This window comes from Paenibacillus sp. 1781tsa1, from assembly GCF_024159265.1.
GTDB lineage: Bacteria > Bacillota > Bacilli > Paenibacillales > Paenibacillaceae > Paenibacillus.
The window spans coordinates 3,244,032-3,259,806 of record NZ_JAMYWY010000001.1 but is presented as its reverse complement, the minus strand read 5'-3'; the positions used below and the strand labels follow the sequence as shown (position 1 = coordinate 3,259,806).

At 43.6% G+C, this 15,775-nt stretch carries 17 protein-coding genes; 4 read left to right on the top strand and 13 right to left on the bottom strand.

All coding sequences use genetic code 11. From position 1 onward, the window contains the following. Positions 1–7: 7 nt before the first annotated feature. The 8 genes from NKT06_RS14560 to NKT06_RS14525 form a co-directional block, all read right to left on the bottom strand. Complete coding sequence (locus NKT06_RS14560) at positions 8–751, bottom strand: YggS family pyridoxal phosphate-dependent enzyme (RefSeq protein WP_253435559.1); 744 nt, start codon at positions 749–751, stop codon at positions 8–10. Positions 752–1,072: 321 nt separating this feature from the next. Continuing rightward, positions 1,073–2,005, bottom strand: coding sequence for a ribose ABC transporter substrate-binding protein RbsB (gene rbsB, locus NKT06_RS14555; protein WP_253435556.1), 933 nt, complete (start codon positions 2,003–2,005; stop codon positions 1,073–1,075). 13 nt (positions 2,006–2,018) lie between these two features. Next, the gene (locus NKT06_RS14550; protein ID WP_445252824.1) at positions 2,019–2,981 is read right to left on the bottom strand and encodes an ABC transporter permease subunit; all 963 of its coding nucleotides are present in this window, start codon (positions 2,979–2,981) and stop codon (positions 2,019–2,021) included. Positions 2,982–2,991: 10 nt separating this feature from the next. Next, a complete protein-coding gene (locus NKT06_RS14545; protein WP_253435551.1) occupies positions 2,992–4,473 on the bottom strand; it encodes a sugar ABC transporter ATP-binding protein in 1,482 nt (493 codons plus the stop codon). A 14-nt stretch (positions 4,474–4,487) separates the two neighbouring features. Further along, positions 4,488–4,889: a D-ribose pyranase gene (gene rbsD / locus NKT06_RS14540; protein WP_253435549.1), complete on the bottom strand. Its 402-nt coding sequence runs from the start codon at positions 4,887–4,889 to the stop codon at positions 4,488–4,490. After that, positions 4,889–5,767 (bottom strand): ribokinase, encoded by an 879-nt coding sequence (rbsK, locus tag NKT06_RS14535; protein WP_253435547.1) that lies wholly within the window; start codon positions 5,765–5,767, stop codon positions 4,889–4,891. Before rbsK ends, rbsD begins: the two co-directional genes overlap by 1 nt. Beyond that, positions 5,760–6,749 carry a LacI family DNA-binding transcriptional regulator gene (locus tag NKT06_RS14530; RefSeq protein ID WP_253435545.1) on the bottom strand — a complete coding sequence of 330 codons (990 nt, stop codon included), beginning with the start codon at positions 6,747–6,749 and terminating at the stop codon, positions 5,760–5,762. The genes rbsK and NKT06_RS14530 overlap by 8 nt, the downstream gene beginning before the upstream one ends. A gap of 310 nt (positions 6,750–7,059) precedes the next feature. Further along, positions 7,060–7,467, bottom strand: a complete 408-nt coding sequence (locus NKT06_RS14525) for a cupin domain-containing protein (RefSeq protein ID WP_253435543.1) — start codon at positions 7,465–7,467, stop codon at positions 7,060–7,062. 206 nt (positions 7,468–7,673) lie between these two features. Here NKT06_RS14525 and NKT06_RS14520 point away from each other — a divergent pair, with 206 nt between their 5' ends. Both NKT06_RS14520 and NKT06_RS14515 read left to right on the top strand, forming a co-directional pair. Then, the gene (locus tag NKT06_RS14520; protein WP_367399859.1) at positions 7,674–8,231 is read left to right on the top strand and encodes a TetR/AcrR family transcriptional regulator; all 558 of its coding nucleotides are present in this window, start codon (positions 7,674–7,676) and stop codon (positions 8,229–8,231) included. Between the two features lie 156 nt (positions 8,232–8,387). After that, a complete protein-coding gene (locus NKT06_RS14515; protein ID WP_253435541.1) occupies positions 8,388–9,362 on the top strand; it encodes a DMT family transporter in 975 nt (324 codons plus the stop codon). Between the two features lie 103 nt (positions 9,363–9,465). Here NKT06_RS14515 and NKT06_RS14510 read toward each other — a convergent pair whose 3' ends face one another. The 3 genes from NKT06_RS14510 to NKT06_RS14500 all read right to left on the bottom strand — a co-directional run bounded on the left by NKT06_RS14510 (position 9,466) and on the right by NKT06_RS14500 (position 12,450). Continuing rightward, on the bottom strand, positions 9,466–10,608 hold the full coding sequence (locus NKT06_RS14510) for a DUF4309 domain-containing protein (protein ID WP_253435539.1): 1,143 nt from the start codon (positions 10,606–10,608) through the stop codon (positions 9,466–9,468). A 298-nt stretch (positions 10,609–10,906) separates the two neighbouring features. Beyond that, positions 10,907–12,040, bottom strand: a complete 1,134-nt coding sequence (locus NKT06_RS14505; RefSeq protein WP_253435537.1) for a serine hydrolase domain-containing protein — start codon at positions 12,038–12,040, stop codon at positions 10,907–10,909. A 215-nt stretch (positions 12,041–12,255) separates the two neighbouring features. Beyond that, positions 12,256–12,450 (bottom strand): hypothetical protein, encoded by a 195-nt coding sequence (locus NKT06_RS14500; RefSeq protein WP_017688524.1) that lies wholly within the window; start codon positions 12,448–12,450, stop codon positions 12,256–12,258. A 219-nt stretch (positions 12,451–12,669) separates the two neighbouring features. Here NKT06_RS14500 and NKT06_RS14495 point away from each other — a divergent pair, with 219 nt between their 5' ends. Next, positions 12,670–13,344 (top strand): cyclase family protein, encoded by a 675-nt coding sequence (locus tag NKT06_RS14495; protein WP_253435533.1) that lies wholly within the window; start codon positions 12,670–12,672, stop codon positions 13,342–13,344. A 98-nt stretch (positions 13,345–13,442) separates the two neighbouring features. Here the strand turns inward: NKT06_RS14495 and NKT06_RS14490 are convergent, their stop codons facing one another. Continuing rightward, positions 13,443–14,315: a YitT family protein gene (locus NKT06_RS14490; RefSeq protein ID WP_253435530.1), complete on the bottom strand. Its 873-nt coding sequence runs from the start codon at positions 14,313–14,315 to the stop codon at positions 13,443–13,445. Positions 14,316–14,406: 91 nt separating this feature from the next. Continuing rightward, positions 14,407–14,763: a MerR family transcriptional regulator gene (locus tag NKT06_RS14485; protein ID WP_253435527.1), complete on the bottom strand. Its 357-nt coding sequence runs from the start codon at positions 14,761–14,763 to the stop codon at positions 14,407–14,409. A gap of 111 nt (positions 14,764–14,874) precedes the next feature. Between NKT06_RS14485 and NKT06_RS14480 the strand changes: the two genes are divergently transcribed. Further along, on the top strand, positions 14,875–15,648 hold the full coding sequence (locus NKT06_RS14480) for an SDR family NAD(P)-dependent oxidoreductase (protein ID WP_253435523.1): 774 nt from the start codon (positions 14,875–14,877) through the stop codon (positions 15,646–15,648). The last annotated feature ends 127 nt before the right edge of the window (positions 15,649–15,775 follow it).

The following is a 15,775-nucleotide window of genomic DNA, read 5'->3' as shown; positions in this document are numbered from 1 at the left end:
CTCTCACCTAATCATCGATGCGTGTGTTTTCATTCCAGTAATACTCGTCCGGTAAATATCGTGGGCCAAATACACTTGTTCCTACACGGATCACTGTAGCTCCTTCTTCAATGGCGACTTTGAAATCACCGGACATGCCCATCGACAGAATATCCATTTCAACACGTGGGATGTTTTTCTCTTTAATCTGAGTGCGAATACGGTTTAACAAACGAAAACAATGCCGTGTTTCTTCGTTCGTCGCATTCAGTTTTCCAATGGTCATTAAGCCTTTCACGTTTAACGTTTCGAATTGAGTTAACTGCTCTACAAGCTCGGCGGCTGTTTCTGGAGAGGCACCAAATTTACTTTCTTCGTAGGACGTATTAATTTGCACAAGAATATCTAAAGTCTTATTCTCTTTGAGAAGCTGGTTATGTAACGCCTGACCCAGTTTCAGACGATCTACAGAATGGATGAGCGTTACATATTTGACAACGTCCTTTACTTTATTCGTTTGCAGATGTCCGATAAAATGCCATTCCACCTGTTCGTGTTGCTGCATAAGTGGAAATTTGTCCCGAAGTTCCTGAGCTTTGTTTTCTCCGAATAGAACTTCACCTGATTGAATAGCTATCTCTAGTTTCTCAAGCGGTACCGTTTTGGTCGCGAGCAACAACTTGATGTCCTCTATGTTGCGACCTGAAGCCTGGCAGGCCAATGCCATTTGCTGTCTTACAGCTTGAAGATTTTCTTCTACTAGATGTTTCATATCAGCCACCATCTTTCTATTCCGCCTAGGAATGTGGGTTAATTGAGATTGCTCCTCCTTATGTATTGAATGTGTAGAACGTCATGCAAGTGTACCAACAAATGGATTGGTTATACATATCCAAAAGGACTCTTTTGGAGCAGTCCAAAACTTCAAAAGAGCCTACAATTCAATTGGGCCACCTTTCGTGAGCTTTTAAAAGCCAATAATCTAATTAAACCGATACCCTCACAATTTTAAAATATAAAAAAGCCGCTAAATTAGCGGCTTGGTTTAATTCTATGTTCATGTCCATAACGAAGAAACATGTTTTATGATGATTTACTCGTTCACATTTTCCTTAGTTACCAGCTTCAATTCAGCCGGAATCGATGGCTCCACCTGCTTGCCACTGAGCACATCCAGAGCTGCTTGCAGCGCCAGTTGGCCAATCAGTACAGGCTGCTGAGCGACTGTTGCCGTCAATTTCCCATCTTTAATGGATTTGATTGCATCATCATTGCCGTCGAATCCGATGACCGGAATGTCTTTACCTGAGCTTTGAATCGCTTCAATCGCACCAAGTGCCATCTCATCATTATGGGCAAATACTGCCTGCACGTCAGGATTACCTTGTAGCAAGTTCTCCATGACATTCAATCCTTTGGACCGATCAAAATCAGCAGATTGTTTGGAAACCACATCGAGTTGCTTGTCAGCCACTTCGTGGAAGCCTTTACCCCGTTCTCTTGTTGCAGAAGCGCCAGGCACACCCTCAAGTTCAATGACTTTGGCTCCTTCACCGAGTTGTTCCACGAAGTATTCCGCTGCCATGCGTCCACCCTTAACATTATCCGATGCTACTAATGCTGCCACTTCGCCTTTGTCTGCGGAGCGATCCAGCGTGATCACGGGAATGCCCACACTATTGGCCGATTGAACCGCTGTGGAGATCGCCGCAGAGTCAGCAGGATTAATCAGAAGTGCACTGACGCCTTGCTGAATGAGATCATCCACATCATTGGTTTGTTTGGCCGAATCATTCTGTGCATCAACCACAATGACCTGCACTCCCTGTTTTTTGGCTTCAGCCATGACTCCATCCTTCAGTGATACAAAGAATGGATTGTTTAGGGTAGATATCGACAAACCTATTTTCTTCTGTCCGTTACTTTTGGAAGGGTCAGGTTTGGCCCATTCCGGTGGCTCCAGAGAGCACCCGGCCAGAACAATGATCATCAGCATACTTACGAGTGTTAACGTCCACTTTTTCATATATATTCTCTCCTTATGCTGTTTTCTTGCGGTCCAGCAGGACAGCAATGGCAATGACGATACCTTTTACAACCATTTGGTAGAATGAGTTTACTTCGAGCAAGTTCAATCCATTATTCAGTACGCCGATAATCAGAACACCGATCAGGGTACCGACGATTCGTCCACGTCCTCCAGCAAGACTTGTACCACCCAATACAACTGCTGCGATTGCATCCAGCTCATAGGATGTACCGGCCGTTGGTTGCGCTGAATTCAAGCGAGATGTCAAGATTGCACCTGCCAGAGCAGCGAGCATCCCTGTGAGGGAGTAGATCATAATTTTCACGCGATTAACTTTGATACCCGAGATAATAGAAGCTTTCTCATTACCACCGATAGCGTACGTTTTGCGGCCAAAAGCCGTTTTATGCAAAATAATCCATAGAATCATGAAGGTAATCAGCATCGTGATTGCAGGTACCGGAATGCCCAGCAGGTATCCACGGCCGAACAGTTGGAACAACAGGTTATCCCCGAGTCCTGTAATTGGATTACCATTGGTGTACACCAACGTTAATCCTCTGAATATTGTCATGGTTGCCAATGTAGCGATAAACGGAGCCATTCTGCCTTTGGTAATCATCAATCCGTTCACCATACCCATGACACCACCGAGTGCTACACCGATAATGATGGACAAGATTGGATCCAGACCGGACAACATCATGTTTGCTACAAAAGCACTGGATAAAGCCAGGATCGATCCAACGGACAGATCAATTCCACCCGTCAGGATAACAAACGTCATACCGAAGGCAATCAGCGCATTAATCGAGACTTGACGCAATAAATTCAAGATATTAAGCGGTTCCAAGAAACTTGGATTCAACACCGATACGATGAGAATAAGAATGATTAAGCCGAGCAGCGGTCCCAATTTTTGTATCACGCTTGAGAAACGGAAGCCGCTTTTAGCCGTTTTGTTTTCCTGCATTGTTGTCATATCACTGTCCCCCTGTGGCCAATGTCATAATGTGTTCTTGTGTTGCTACTTCCCTTGCAACCTCGCCACTGATGTGTCCTTCATGCACAACTGCGATTCGGTCGCTCATGCCAAGCACTTCAGGTAGCTCCGACGATACCATGATGATTGCAACCCCACGGTCTGTAAGTTCATTCATCAATTCATAGATTTCGCGCTTCGCTCCGACATCCACTCCGCGTGTAGGTTCATCCAGGATAAGTACGCTTGGACCGATACCAACCCATTTCGCGATAACCACCTTCTGCTGGTTACCCCCGGATAGATTCCTTGCCGCCGTCTCGGAGGATTGCGTTTTGATCTGGAGACGTTTGATCAATGTATCTACGAAGTCTTGTTCTTTCGAAGCTGAGATGAAACCTTTGTTGGAGAAACTGAACAGATTCGTCAACGCCATATTCTCGCGAATAGAAAAGTCTAATACCAGCCCCTCATCCTTGCGGTCTTCAGTAATAAACCCGATTCCATGTTTCACTGCATCTGCCGGTTTACGAATGTTCACTTTTTTGCCGCGGATGAAGATTTCACCGCAATCCAACGAATCCAAACCAAAGATGGTTCTCATGATCTCGGTTCGTCCAGAACCCATAAGTCCTGAGAAACCGAGTATTTCTCCCGCTCTCACGGTGAAGTTAATATTCTCGAACAACCCTTTGCTGCTTGCATTCCTTACTTCCAGCACAACTTCACCATAAGAAGGATTCCGGACAGGATAACGCTCGGTAAGTTCACGACCTACCATTTTCCGTACCACTTCATCAAAGCTTGTCTGTGGAATTGGCTGAGTGTCTACCGTTCTGCCGTCACGCATAATGGTAATCCGGTCACAGATTGTGAATATCTCCTCCATGCGGTGAGAAATATACACGATGGATACTCCGTCCTTCTTCAGTGAGCTGATTACACCAAACAGTTTCTGTATCTCGCGCTCCGTGAGTGCCGCTGTTGGCTCGTCCATAATGATAACCTTGGCATCTGTCATAAGTGCTTTGGCGATTTCAATCATCTGCTGCTGCCCGACAGAGCATTCTCCCGCAGGACGTTCCAATGGGATGTGAACGGATAGCTTTTCAAACTGTTCTTTGGCAAGCGCTTTCATCTGTCTTGTATTAAGTAGCCCGAAGGATGATGTCATTTCCTTACCAATAAAGAGATTATCCAGGACTGTCATTTCAGGCCATACGTTTAGCTCCTGATGTATAAAAGTGATACCTAACTTCTCTGCTTCCTTCGGACTTGCAAAATAGTTTTCTTCTCCGTCTATCGTAATGGTTCCCTGATCTCGCTCATGGAGACCAATCAGAATGTTCATCAGAGTGGATTTACCGGCTCCATTCTCCCCCATTAAGGCATGAACTTCACCATCTTTTAGTTCAAAATCCACTCCGCTTAGCACCTGGTTGGTGCCAAACGCTTTATGAATGCCTTGCATCTGAATGTGCATTACGCAGCCTCCTTTTAACCGAAATGGACTCCCGATTGTAAAATGCAATTGGCATAAGGGGTCGCTTCACCTGTGCGGATGACCGCCTTCACCTGCCGGGTTAATAATTTGAATTGTTCGTGACTGACGGAAGCATCGATGGCTTCTTCACCGAATTTCTCCGTGATGAATTGCATAGCTACAGGATTGCCTTCGCGAATTTCTTCTGCCACAATAATTTTCTCAATGACCATATCTTCTGCGATAAGCTCTACCACTTCCTGAAAACTTGGTGTTCCCAGTTTGAGGGCCAGATCGATTTTAACAACCCCGTCCGGTACGGGTAGACCTGCATCCGCAATCGCAATCATGTCCGTATGGCCCAGATCAGACAGAATCTTGGAGATGTGACTATTCAACATGCCATTTCTTTTCATTACAAGCTCTCCTCTACTTCATCACGCGTCGGCATGCCGCCCTGCGCTCCGAACTTGGTGACTGACAACGATGCAGCCCGATTAGCGAATCGTATACTCTCTTGCAACGGTTGGCCTTCAGCCAAAGCAACTGCAAATGCAGCGTTGAACGTATCCCCTGCACCGGTACTATCGACCGCCTCCACCTTATAAGTTGGGACTAGAATTTCCTCTGTGCCATCAAAATAACGAACCCCTTTACTGCCCTCCGTAATGAACAGTTTGTTCGGATATTGGCGCAATGCCTGTGCCGGACTCATACCCTGAAACAAAATCTCGGCTTCATGCTCATTCGGTGTGATATATGCGGCGTTATCAATAACCTCTTGGGGCAAGTTTCTCGCTGGTGCTGGATTAAGTAATAATGGTGTTCCGAACTCAGCACACATTGCACTGACATGAACAACAGTTTCCTCCGGGATTTCCTGCTGAATCAGTACGATATCTGCATTGCGGATCACTTCCGCTGCTTCATCGACATATGCAGGCGTGACTTCGCGATTTGCCGCTTCAACCACTACGATACTATTATCACCTTCCGCAAGAATGATATGAGCCGTTCCACTTTCTAAATGTGTAACCGGTTTCACATTTTGCGTATTTACAGCATTTGTTCTGAAGTTCTCTAAAATATCTTTGCCAAAGGTATCGTCGCCTACCCGGCCGATCATCGCAACCTCGGCCCCCAGTCGTGCAGCGGCAACAGCCTGATTGGCTCCTTTGCCACCAGGAACCGTTTTGAAGCTGTCTCCAAGAACGGTTTCACCCGCCCCCGGCCGTCTTGACGAAGTAACAACCAGATCCATTGAACTGCTTCCTATTACACATATTTTAGCCATCTGATCTCACCTTTCTCGTAGTGCCCCGTTCGATGAAGCTTACGGGCAACTGTATGTTTTTGTTCTCTATTGCAGCTTGTTCCACAAGCTGGATAAGTAATCCCGCCGCTTCTCTTCCCATCTCGTATGCTGGCTGATGGATGGTGGACAATGCCGGCGATAACAGGCTGCTCATCGGAATATCATCGAAGCCAATCACTTGTACGTCATCAGGAACCTTCCTTCCGACTCGTGATGCCTCATGCAGTACGGCCATGGCTGCGATGTCATTGCTGGCAATCACCCCGTCTGTGTCCGCATACTTCCTGAATAATTCTTCAGCCCATATACCTGCCTCGTTAATTGAAAATGAGGTCGTCTGGATTACCCGGTAGTCTAACCCAGCATCACGGATGATTTCAATCGCCCCTTCAAATCGATCCTGAGCTGGTCTGATCTGTGACGGTCCCTGCATAACTGTGATCCGGCGACTGCCGCGTTTGATAATTTCCCTTGCAGCTAGTCTTCCACCTTCCCTACCATCCGCATACACGGATGGACGATCCAGTGATGTTCTATCCAGAAACACAACGGGAATCTTCAGGTTTTCATATATTGAAGAATGAGGGTAGTTCGTTGAAGAGATTACACCGACCACATTGTTCTGGATAAACGTCTGGATGTAATCCTGCTCCTTTCGTTCATCCTCATCACTATTTCCAAATATCAGTCTGTAATCCTGCTCCTGCATCCGGTCCTCTACACCGCGGGCCAACTGCGGGAAGTAAGGGTTGGCAATATCCGGCAACAACAGGCCAATCAGTTTGGACTTGCGTTTATATAATGAGCGAGCCACTTCATTCGGCGAAAAGTTAAGCGCCTTCACAGCATCTTCCACTTTCTTGCGCGTGTCGGCATGTACATAACCTCTATCATTAATGACTCTGGATACGGTGGCAACAGATACGCCAGCCAGTTGAGCTACGTCTTTAATTGTTGTCATGAGCTGCTCTCCTTATGTGTAACCGGTTACAGACATTAAATTATCATATTATTTTCAATTTGACAAGCGTTTTTATTCTGGAAATTTCTCCAAGTATACATAAATCTTCACTAAATCCACCTATATCATGGTTTTCACCTGTCAGGGAGATTGATACTTCGTAGACGTAAAGAGGCCATCACTCGATTAAAACTCAGAGTGATGGCACCCAGATCAACACAAGAATCAGCAATCTCGCTGAACTTAAATAGCCTTTAATGTAACAAATTAGGAGTAACCTTTTCGATAAAATCAATTCATAGCTTTTATTTTATAACTTACCGTAAACTTCATCTGTAACAGGTTCCAGCCACTCTGGTGTACCTGCAGTAATCGCAATATGTTCAAACCAACTATCTTTAGCGGCCCCATGCCAGTGTTTTACACCATCATGAGTCACGATAACGTCGCCGGCTTTTAGGAATTGAGCAGGTTTCCCTTCTTCCTGGTACCAACCTTCCCCACCAGTCACTAACAATAGTTGAAATCCACCGCGGTGAATATGCCAGTTATTTCGGCATCCCGGTTCAAACGTCACATTCCCAACACCCACATTCACTTTGTGATCAGCAACCAAGGATTGAAGATAACTTTGCCCTACAAAATATTGTGCATATGCTTCGTTTTTTTCTCCTACTGGGAATATAACTCCATGTTGAACTTCTTCATGTTTAGCCATTTTATTTACCTCCAATATGATCTTTTGGATTAATACGTCCTGTTCCTAAGATGACCTAAAATATATTTTGCACACATACGTGCGATATCGCACATTTGTGTATAATATAGAATAATTGCACTGCTACTGCAAGGATCAAATGAACCCGATCTGTGCCTTATGGCGCAAAGGAACCACATCTGTGCAATTACTCTCTGGAAAGAAAGGTGATTACTATCGTTTCTATCACAGATCGAAGAGTACTTAAGTCTCAAGAAGCTATCAAATCCGCTTTTATTAGACTTATGAACGAAAAATCTTTTGACACTATTACGATGCAAGATATATCAGATCATGCTAATGTCGGCCGCAGAACCATATATCATCACTTTTCGGACAAATTCGACTTGCTGGATAAATTAATTGAAGAACATATTGAAGAACTAAGAAGATTATGCAAGGAAGCATCCGATCTGGATTTTATAGAAAGCAATGTACTTTGGTTCGATTATTTTGAAATGCACTATTCATTCTTCTCAGCTATGATACAGAGTAAAGGAGCCCCTTTTTTCCGCAGTCGCCTCCTCGCTCTCGTCATCGAAGAACTGGAAGATGAGGTGAATATAACAGAGGGAAAAAATAAAGGACTAACGAAAGATGTCATCCTTACGTTTTTAGGTACAGCTCTCGTTGGTATAGTGGAATCCTATTTCACGAATGGGTTACCCCGGAAACCTCACTTTGTCGCAGAACAAGTTGGCATTTTATTCGATAGAAACTTATAAAAAGACGCTTCATGAACCGCTCCTTCTTAAGAATCTTACCACCTGGAGAGCGGTTTATTAATTATCATTACAAATATTAGCGATATGTGATATGGTCAGTGAGGATAGTAGATTCGTACATACATATGTGCATGAAATGCGAGGAGAAGATTGAGAGTGATAGAGAGAAATACCCTTGAAAATCAAAAACCGAGTAAATTTAGTGATCCCATTTTTGTCATGCTCATAGCGAGCCTTTGTTGCTTGTTATGGGGAAGTGCGTACCCGTCCATCAAACTTGGATATATCGCATTTAACATTCTGCCGGAAGATATTGCTTCCAAGTATGTATTTGCAGGATATCGATTCACACTGGCGGGCTTGCTGCTATTGCTACTGTCTCGTATCGTTAGAAAAGAGAAGCTTCAATTGTCCCGGCCTCAGTGGGCAAGCCTTATCATGTTAGGTATATTGCAAACCGGTTTGCAATATATGTTTTTCTACGTTGGCGTAGCCAATACGACGGGTGTCAAAGGTTCCATTATGAATGCAACGACGACCTTCTTCAGTGTTGTTCTGGCCCATTTCATCTATAAGAACGACAAATTAAGCAGAAATAAAATCGTTGGCTGCTTGCTCGGATTCGTTGGCGTTATTATCGTAAACTTTCATACGGATCTGCTTACTTTTTCCTTTTCATTTACAGGCGAAGGCTTCATTATTATAGCAGCACTTGTGTTTTCCGTTACAGCCCTTTACGCAAAACGTCTCACCGCGACCATCGATGTTCTGATCATCACAGGTGTCAGCTTATTCGTCGGGGGACTGGTACTTACGCTGTTAGGTCTATCACTCGGCGGTCGGGTCACCCATTTCACCCTGGAATCCACCAGTAACTTAATCTACCTGGCTTTGCTGTCATCCGTCGCATTTTGTTTGTGGAATATGCTTCTCAAGTATAACAAGGTCGGAAGAGTGTCTGTATACAACTTCCTTATCCCTGTGTTTGGAGCATTATTATCGGCTTTATTCTTAGGCGAAACGATTTTCGAGCTGAAAAACCTGGCTGCATTACTGTTTGTTTCGGTCGGCATTTATTTAGTCAATCGTGTGCGTTCTGTGCAAAGCTCTAATAACATTCCAATAAAATAGACTACCCGTCCACTTCCATGGACAACAAAAAAAGCCGCTGATCAGCGGCTTTTTTTTGTAAATATGATGAAGCTATGCTTTCATTTCTTTACGATGCTATACCTTAATAAATACTCGTAAAGTCAATCAAGTCCTCTTCTTCTTCATAATTGAATACAATGGCGTGATTACCCAATTGGTATACCATCTCATAACCACCAACGACTTCATTGTAATATTCTGAGGAAGGTTTTCCCATCCATATTCTTACATTCCATGGTGAAAGATTCTGCTTCTCATTGTACAAATCAAAAACGGCAATACGTGATTTATTGGTAAGCTCGTGCATATATGAATCAAATCCAACGCCGAATTTAGAATAATAATAGAACGCTCCCCATTCTTCATTTGAACGAGAATTGGGTTTCCCCAGCTTTTTTTGCGCATTTTGAAGCGTCATACCAATCTTGATGTCCGTTCGCCCAGGCAATGCACCTTTTAATGCAGCGTCCTTCAGGCTTTTCAGGTAAGCACGATCGCCAACACCTGAGTTCGGCCAATCTCTTGTACGAAGGTTGCGCGTATCTTCCAACCGCATTTCCAATTTGTTCACATTCAGCTTAAACGTATCTACCCCATAGACGAATTGAAGGTTGTTGTAATTTTTGAACTGCACTCGGGTACCTGAAAGAGTACGGATTCCATCATCTCTGCTTGCAGAGTAGGAATCGTCGATTTTTTTACCCTTATTATCGACATATGTTACACGGCGCAATTCCCCGGAACGAACAATATACGTTTTCACCTCATTGAAATTAGAAGTTCCCCAATCGGTGATCATCAACATGTCTGGTGTACTAGCCTCTTTGCTTTTCACAACAAAGTTCCAGGTTTGAGGCAAAATAATCGTATTCAGATCCAGTTTTGCTGCTTGCACTGTTCCGTATGCTGCACCTTTTTTCAGCAAGGCCGCACGATACGTTCCTGAATAACTCTTGTCGCCTTTTTTATTGTTCGTCCAACCATTTTCTTCGGTCAGCGTACTTTTCTGTTCATCATAAGCAAAAATATAAACGGTGTATGCAGTTTGCTTGGCATCACGAAGCGTAAATGAAAGCCGGCTCATACTTTCCAGCTGTTTGGCTGAGATTTGCTCTCCTTTGGCAGCGGCATTGGGTGGTAGCAGAAGCAATGCGCTCAGAACATAGCCGATTATGGTAAGTAAGGCTAGGGAAGCCCATTTTGCGTTGTGTTTAGGGTATATCATTGTTGACTCTCCTTTGAGTAAAAAATAAAAATCTAAAATCTCTTTTTTAATTTTAAATCGTGCATAATCTCAACATTCAAACAGCTACTTGCTAGATTGTAATCTTGATCAAACTATGTAATTAATATAGGTTCATATTCAATAAGCATGTCCTCCTACTAGTACTATTTTCCTAAGAATGATAACATACCCTTTCTAATAAAGAAATATATAACAATCCAATTCATTGTTTTTAATCCATATCACATAAAAAAGCCGCTGATTAGCGGCTCTTCATATATATACGAAAACGATATAATTATAGGCAGGAGTATATCACATTACGTAAGCGTCGTTGAACATATCCTTCCTGACTGTTCAGCAAATGCTGGGCATACATGACCGTAAGCTCTGAATCCGGATCAATAATAGCCATACAACCAGCAGCACCACTCCATCCAAATTCACCAAGCGGACTCAGCGAACCACTGCGTGCTTTGGAGATATGTGTACGGACACCTAATCCATAGCCGTATCCATACATATGATCCCACGAATAATCACCGCGAGTCATCTCGTTCAGATGATCCGTTCGCATCAGTTCCACTGAAGCTTGTGACAAAATGCGTACACCTTCAGGACTTGTACCACGTCCAGTAAGTGCGTTCAGAAACCGTGCATAATCGCTAACGGTTGATAGCAACCCTGCGCCACCGCTCTCCAGCTCGGTACCTACACGGAATCCATTACCATCCATACGTACAGCCTTTTCAAGTTCATCATTGTAAGCATACTGCGGAATAAGGCGTTTCTGCTGCTCATCGTTCAGATTGAACGCTGTATCGTTCATGCCAAGTGGTCCGGTGATTTCGTCCCGGAGATACGCACCAAAGCTTTTACCACTTACAACTTCCACCAAGGCTCCGAGCACATCATGGCACATGCTGTAATTCCAATGCGTTCCTGGCTCAAACAAAAGCGGTTCCTTCGCAAGCGCTCTCGCGAACTCACGTGTTGGCAGTGTTCCGTGGGTGCTTTTTACAGCTTCCTGAATGCTTGGACTACCCACGTCATAGGAGAACCCAGCCGTCATGGTGAACAAATCGCGTACTGTAATGGCTCTTGTCGCCTTTTCCAGTCGAATCTCTCCGTTCGCCATCGTTTTCTTCACCGTCATATCGGCATATTCCGGCAGATAATCGGACAGTGGATCACTTAACAGCATTTCACCTTTCTCCACTAGTTGCAGTCCTGCCACGCAGGTCATGATTTTGGTCATGGAGTATAGATTGAAGATTGCTCCATCGCTAATAGGCGTTTTGTCCTCCAGATTGGCATAACCATTACGGTAATGGAAAACGGTATCATTTCGATGCATCACCAATACCTCAGCCCACGGTATACGCCAGGATGTCATGCGGTCAATAAATGTAGCAAGCGGTTTAAAGTCCATTTTTTCCCGTCCTTCTATGTAAAATCGTTTATCATTTTGCGATGTGGTCCATGCTCACTCCACAATCCACATAGTAATAATATACGACCTTTTACAACGATTGACCACCATCTATATCCTCTCTTTTGTGCAACTACCATACATAGTCCTCTGTTGTTACAATGCTTCGCATGAATAAGCCGATCCGTGAAAGGATCGGCTTATGTTGTAACGTTTTAGACTTCGCCACGTCTGTTCTCAACCGATTTCATACGATTTTGATCATCTGGTACCCGGTCAACACTGAACTCTTGGCCAGCTTCAACCTCACCATGACCTGAGATATTTCGGGAAAAATTAGTGAACTGCCTTTTTTGCTCATCCAATTCGTGTTTTTGTTTCAATAGCTCTTGCGGGTCCTGCTTTGTCACTATGTTAACCTCCCATTAATAAAACCATATTATTTGTTCGCACTACAGAAGTTTTCCATAAGTGAACTCTAGTTATGCATGAGGTTCAAAATGCTTACATAAAATGAGCTCAAGCTTGCCATTAGCATCAATAGTTGAAAGAGCCTGTTTAGCCGTTTCACTATGGAAAGGGTGCTTGTCCAGAACTGTGCACATCGATTATAGAGGAGAGAACAACTGATGAAACGTCTGCTCTTATCCTATCCGCTTAGCGTAAATACTCCAGTATATAAAGATAATCCTCCAGTTGAGATCCAGCAGCAATCAAGCATAGCTCAAGGAGACCCGTACAATCAATTTATCATCACATCCCTCAACCATAGCGGCACTCATATTGATGGGCCTTGGCACTTTAACCCCAAAGGAAAAAAACTGAGTGAGCTTCCATTTGACGATTTTATCTTCCACTATCCCACGATCCTTGACATTCCCAAAAGTGATGATGAATTGATCACTAAAGCCGATCTGGAGCCATATGAGCACCTGATTGCAAGCTCTGATTTGCTGCTCATACGCACAGGTTTTGGGAAGCTCCGTTCCTCAGACCCTGTTCGTTATAGTGATCATAACCCTGGGTTTGCCGCATCTGCTGCCAGTTACCTCATGGTGTTTGATTCACTACGAGCAATTGGCATGGATATGATCTCTGCGGGCTCTTCACTACATGAGGATGAAGCTATCGCTTTCCATCAGAAGATTTTGGGAAAAGATCGCGTAGATGGCAAATTCATTCTGGTCATTGAGGATATGAATTTAAACCAGGATTTATCAGATATCGGCGTTGTTTATGCTGTGCCTTTGTTTATTGAGGGAGTTGACAGCAGTTTTAGTACCATATTCACTGAAAAATGTTAGCAGGAGCAGCCCGAAGTATTCATAAATAATATGTATTGTACACAAAAAAACGCGCCAAGAGATCCTCTCTAGCGCGTTTTTTATAGTGATTAATATTGTTAGTGAATATCTTTCTTTTTGAAATTGCCGCCTCTTACTTCAGCTACATCGTATACAACTACAAAGGCAGATGGGTCAATTTCATGAATAATATCTTTAATTTTACTCTCTTCCATCCGGTTAATGACACAAGTAATTTCCTTGAATTGTTCATTAGAGTATCCACCGTACGCCTCGGTGTACGTTGCACCACGACCTAGTCGGTCACGAATGGTTTCAACCATAATTTCAGGTTGATTCGTAATAATTTTAAATGTTTTGGAGCCGCTCAATCCCTCTTCAACAATATGTATTACTTTGGAAGCAATAAAATACGCAAGTCCTGACAAAATCGCTCCTTGCAGACCGAACACGGTAGAAACGACAATAAAGACAAACATGTTGAGGAACAGAATGAGATCACTGGTTCCAAAAGGTACTTTGCGCGAAAGGAGTACAGCCAGCATATCTATGCCATCCAGTGCCCCGCCATTACGTAATGCAAGTCCCATACCAAAACCGATAATAATCCCGCCGACAACCGTAACGAGCAAAGTATCGCCTTCGATGATGGTTGGTACATGGTGCATCAGACTAGTGCTGATCGCCAGTGAAGCAATACCGATGATCGAATATAACGCAAAACTTTTACCAATCTGCTTGTACCCGAGCCACACAAATGGAATATTAATAATCCCGATGAGCATCCCGAGTGGTAATCCAAACAGCTGTGATCCTACGATACTCAGGCCTGTGACACCACCATCCGAGACATTATTCGGGATCAATATGGCTTCCAGACCATATGCCGTTATAAATCCCCCAATGATAATCAATAATACTTTGGAGAGGATCTTTAACTTGTTTGATTTTTGTTTCCTGATTTGATGCATTCCATTTCCCCCTTGATGAGCAACCGATAAAAAACAGTCTATAATAAAAATCACTGTTTTGGCAAATAGATCGGCATTGGTATGTGTTATATCATTGCCCGATGAACGTACGGTACGACGAAATTTTATGCTCAAGCATCTCATCGGCTGTGTTAAGTATGTGCATCTGTTTTTGAATTGACTCTTTATGCTCCTCCAGCAGCTTTAAGCGATCTGCCGCTGTATGCTCCCCTTCCTGGAATAAGGATGCATACTTCTTAATGGTAGCAATGGGCATCTGGGTCTCTTTTAGTTTGATCACAAATTGAAGCCATTTCAGGTGGGACTCGTTGTATCTCCTGTCTCCACTGGCATCTCGGAGAGGGGTTACAATCTGTTCTTTCTCATAATAACGCAACGTATGTGCACTGATATGGAGTAAATCTGCCACTTCACCAATGGTATGCATGGTTAACCTCCCCTCTATATTCGAGCTTGACTTAGAGTAAGCTCTAATCAGTATAATCAACTCGTGCTCACATCACAATAAAAAACGAAATCAGATCCAGGAGGAATTCCCATGAAATACACAGTGATTACCGGTGCCAGTTCAGGTATTGGATATGAAGCGGCATTAGCTTTTGCAGCTCGTGGCAAAAATATGATCCTGGCAGCACGCAGAACCGATGAATTGAACAAGTTAAAAGGAAAAGTTGCTGAAATCAATCCTGATCTGGATGTTGTCATTCGTACAGTGGATCTTTCCATTGGCACTAATGTGCATGAATTCTATGAAAGTCTTAAGGATTATTCTATTGAGACGTGGATTAACAACGCCGGATTCGGGAATTTTGCTTCCGTGGGCGAACAACACCTGCCCAAAATTGAGCAGATGCTTCATCTAAATATAGAAGCTCTTACGATTCTTTCTTCCCAGTATGTACGTGATTATGCAGACATCGATGGCACACAGATCATTAATATTTCGTCTGGTGGAGGATATACAATTGTAGCCGATGCTGTAACTTACTGCGCAACCAAGTTCTATGTAAGTGCCTTTACAGAAGGGCTTGCGCAGGAGTTGAAAGGCAAGAACGCAGCATTGCAAGCCAAAGTGCTCGCTCCGGCTGCAACCGAGACGGAATTTGCGAAACATTCCTTTAATGTAGAGGAGTTTGAATATGAGGGCAGAGTTCCCAAATTCCATACGGCGAAACAAATGGCTGGTTTTTTGCTGGAGTTGTATGACAGTGAGAGTGTAGTCGGCATTGTGGACGGGTTAACGTATGACTTTAAACTCAGAGAACCGATCTTTCCATACGCCGCAAGAGCAGCCTCGAAACCACAAAATTAAGCCGAAAACTGAAGTCGAAACTAAGTATGCTCAATACCGATAAACATTCATCTAACCTCACTGATAAACATCATTAAATCTAATCGTTAAACATCAGTTAACGTTAAAAAGGGAACCTGTCTCCAGG

What these genes read in the sequence shown, in the direction of transcription:
- NKT06_RS14495 (WP_253435533.1), top strand. Translation starts at nt 12,670, where the DNA reads ATGAAACGTCTGCTCTTATCCTATCCGCTTAGCGTAAATACTCCAGTA.
- NKT06_RS14545 (WP_253435551.1), bottom strand. Translation starts at nt 4,473, where the DNA reads ATGCACATTCAGATGCAAGGCATTCATAAAGCGTTTGGCACCAACCAG.
- NKT06_RS14505 (WP_253435537.1), bottom strand. Translation starts at nt 12,040, where the DNA reads ATGGACTTTAAACCGCTTGCTACATTTATTGACCGCATGACATCCTGG.
- NKT06_RS14525 (WP_253435543.1), bottom strand. Translation starts at nt 7,467, where the DNA reads ATGGCTAAACATGAAGAAGTTCAACATGGAGTTATATTCCCAGTAGGA.
- NKT06_RS14560 (WP_253435559.1), bottom strand. Translation starts at nt 751, where the DNA reads ATGAAACATCTAGTAGAAGAAAATCTTCAAGCTGTAAGACAGCAAATG.
- NKT06_RS14490 (WP_253435530.1), bottom strand. Translation starts at nt 14,315, where the DNA reads ATGCATCAAATCAGGAAACAAAAATCAAACAAGTTAAAGATCCTCTCC.
- rbsD (WP_253435549.1), bottom strand. Translation starts at nt 4,889, where the DNA reads ATGAAAAGAAATGGCATGTTGAATAGTCACATCTCCAAGATTCTGTCT.
- NKT06_RS14480 (WP_253435523.1), top strand. Translation starts at nt 14,875, where the DNA reads ATGAAATACACAGTGATTACCGGTGCCAGTTCAGGTATTGGATATGAA.
- rbsB (WP_253435556.1), bottom strand. Translation starts at nt 2,005, where the DNA reads ATGAAAAAGTGGACGTTAACACTCGTAAGTATGCTGATGATCATTGTT.
- NKT06_RS14485 (WP_253435527.1), bottom strand. Translation starts at nt 14,763, where the DNA reads ATGCATACCATTGGTGAAGTGGCAGATTTACTCCATATCAGTGCACAT.
- NKT06_RS14530 (WP_253435545.1), bottom strand. Translation starts at nt 6,749, where the DNA reads ATGACAACAATTAAAGACGTAGCTCAACTGGCTGGCGTATCTGTTGCC.
- NKT06_RS14550 (WP_445252824.1), bottom strand. Translation starts at nt 2,981, where the DNA reads ATGCAGGAAAACAAAACGGCTAAAAGCGGCTTCCGTTTCTCAAGCGTG.
- NKT06_RS14510 (WP_253435539.1), bottom strand. Translation starts at nt 10,608, where the DNA reads ATGATATACCCTAAACACAACGCAAAATGGGCTTCCCTAGCCTTACTT.
- rbsK (WP_253435547.1), bottom strand. Translation starts at nt 5,767, where the DNA reads ATGGCTAAAATATGTGTAATAGGAAGCAGTTCAATGGATCTGGTTGTT.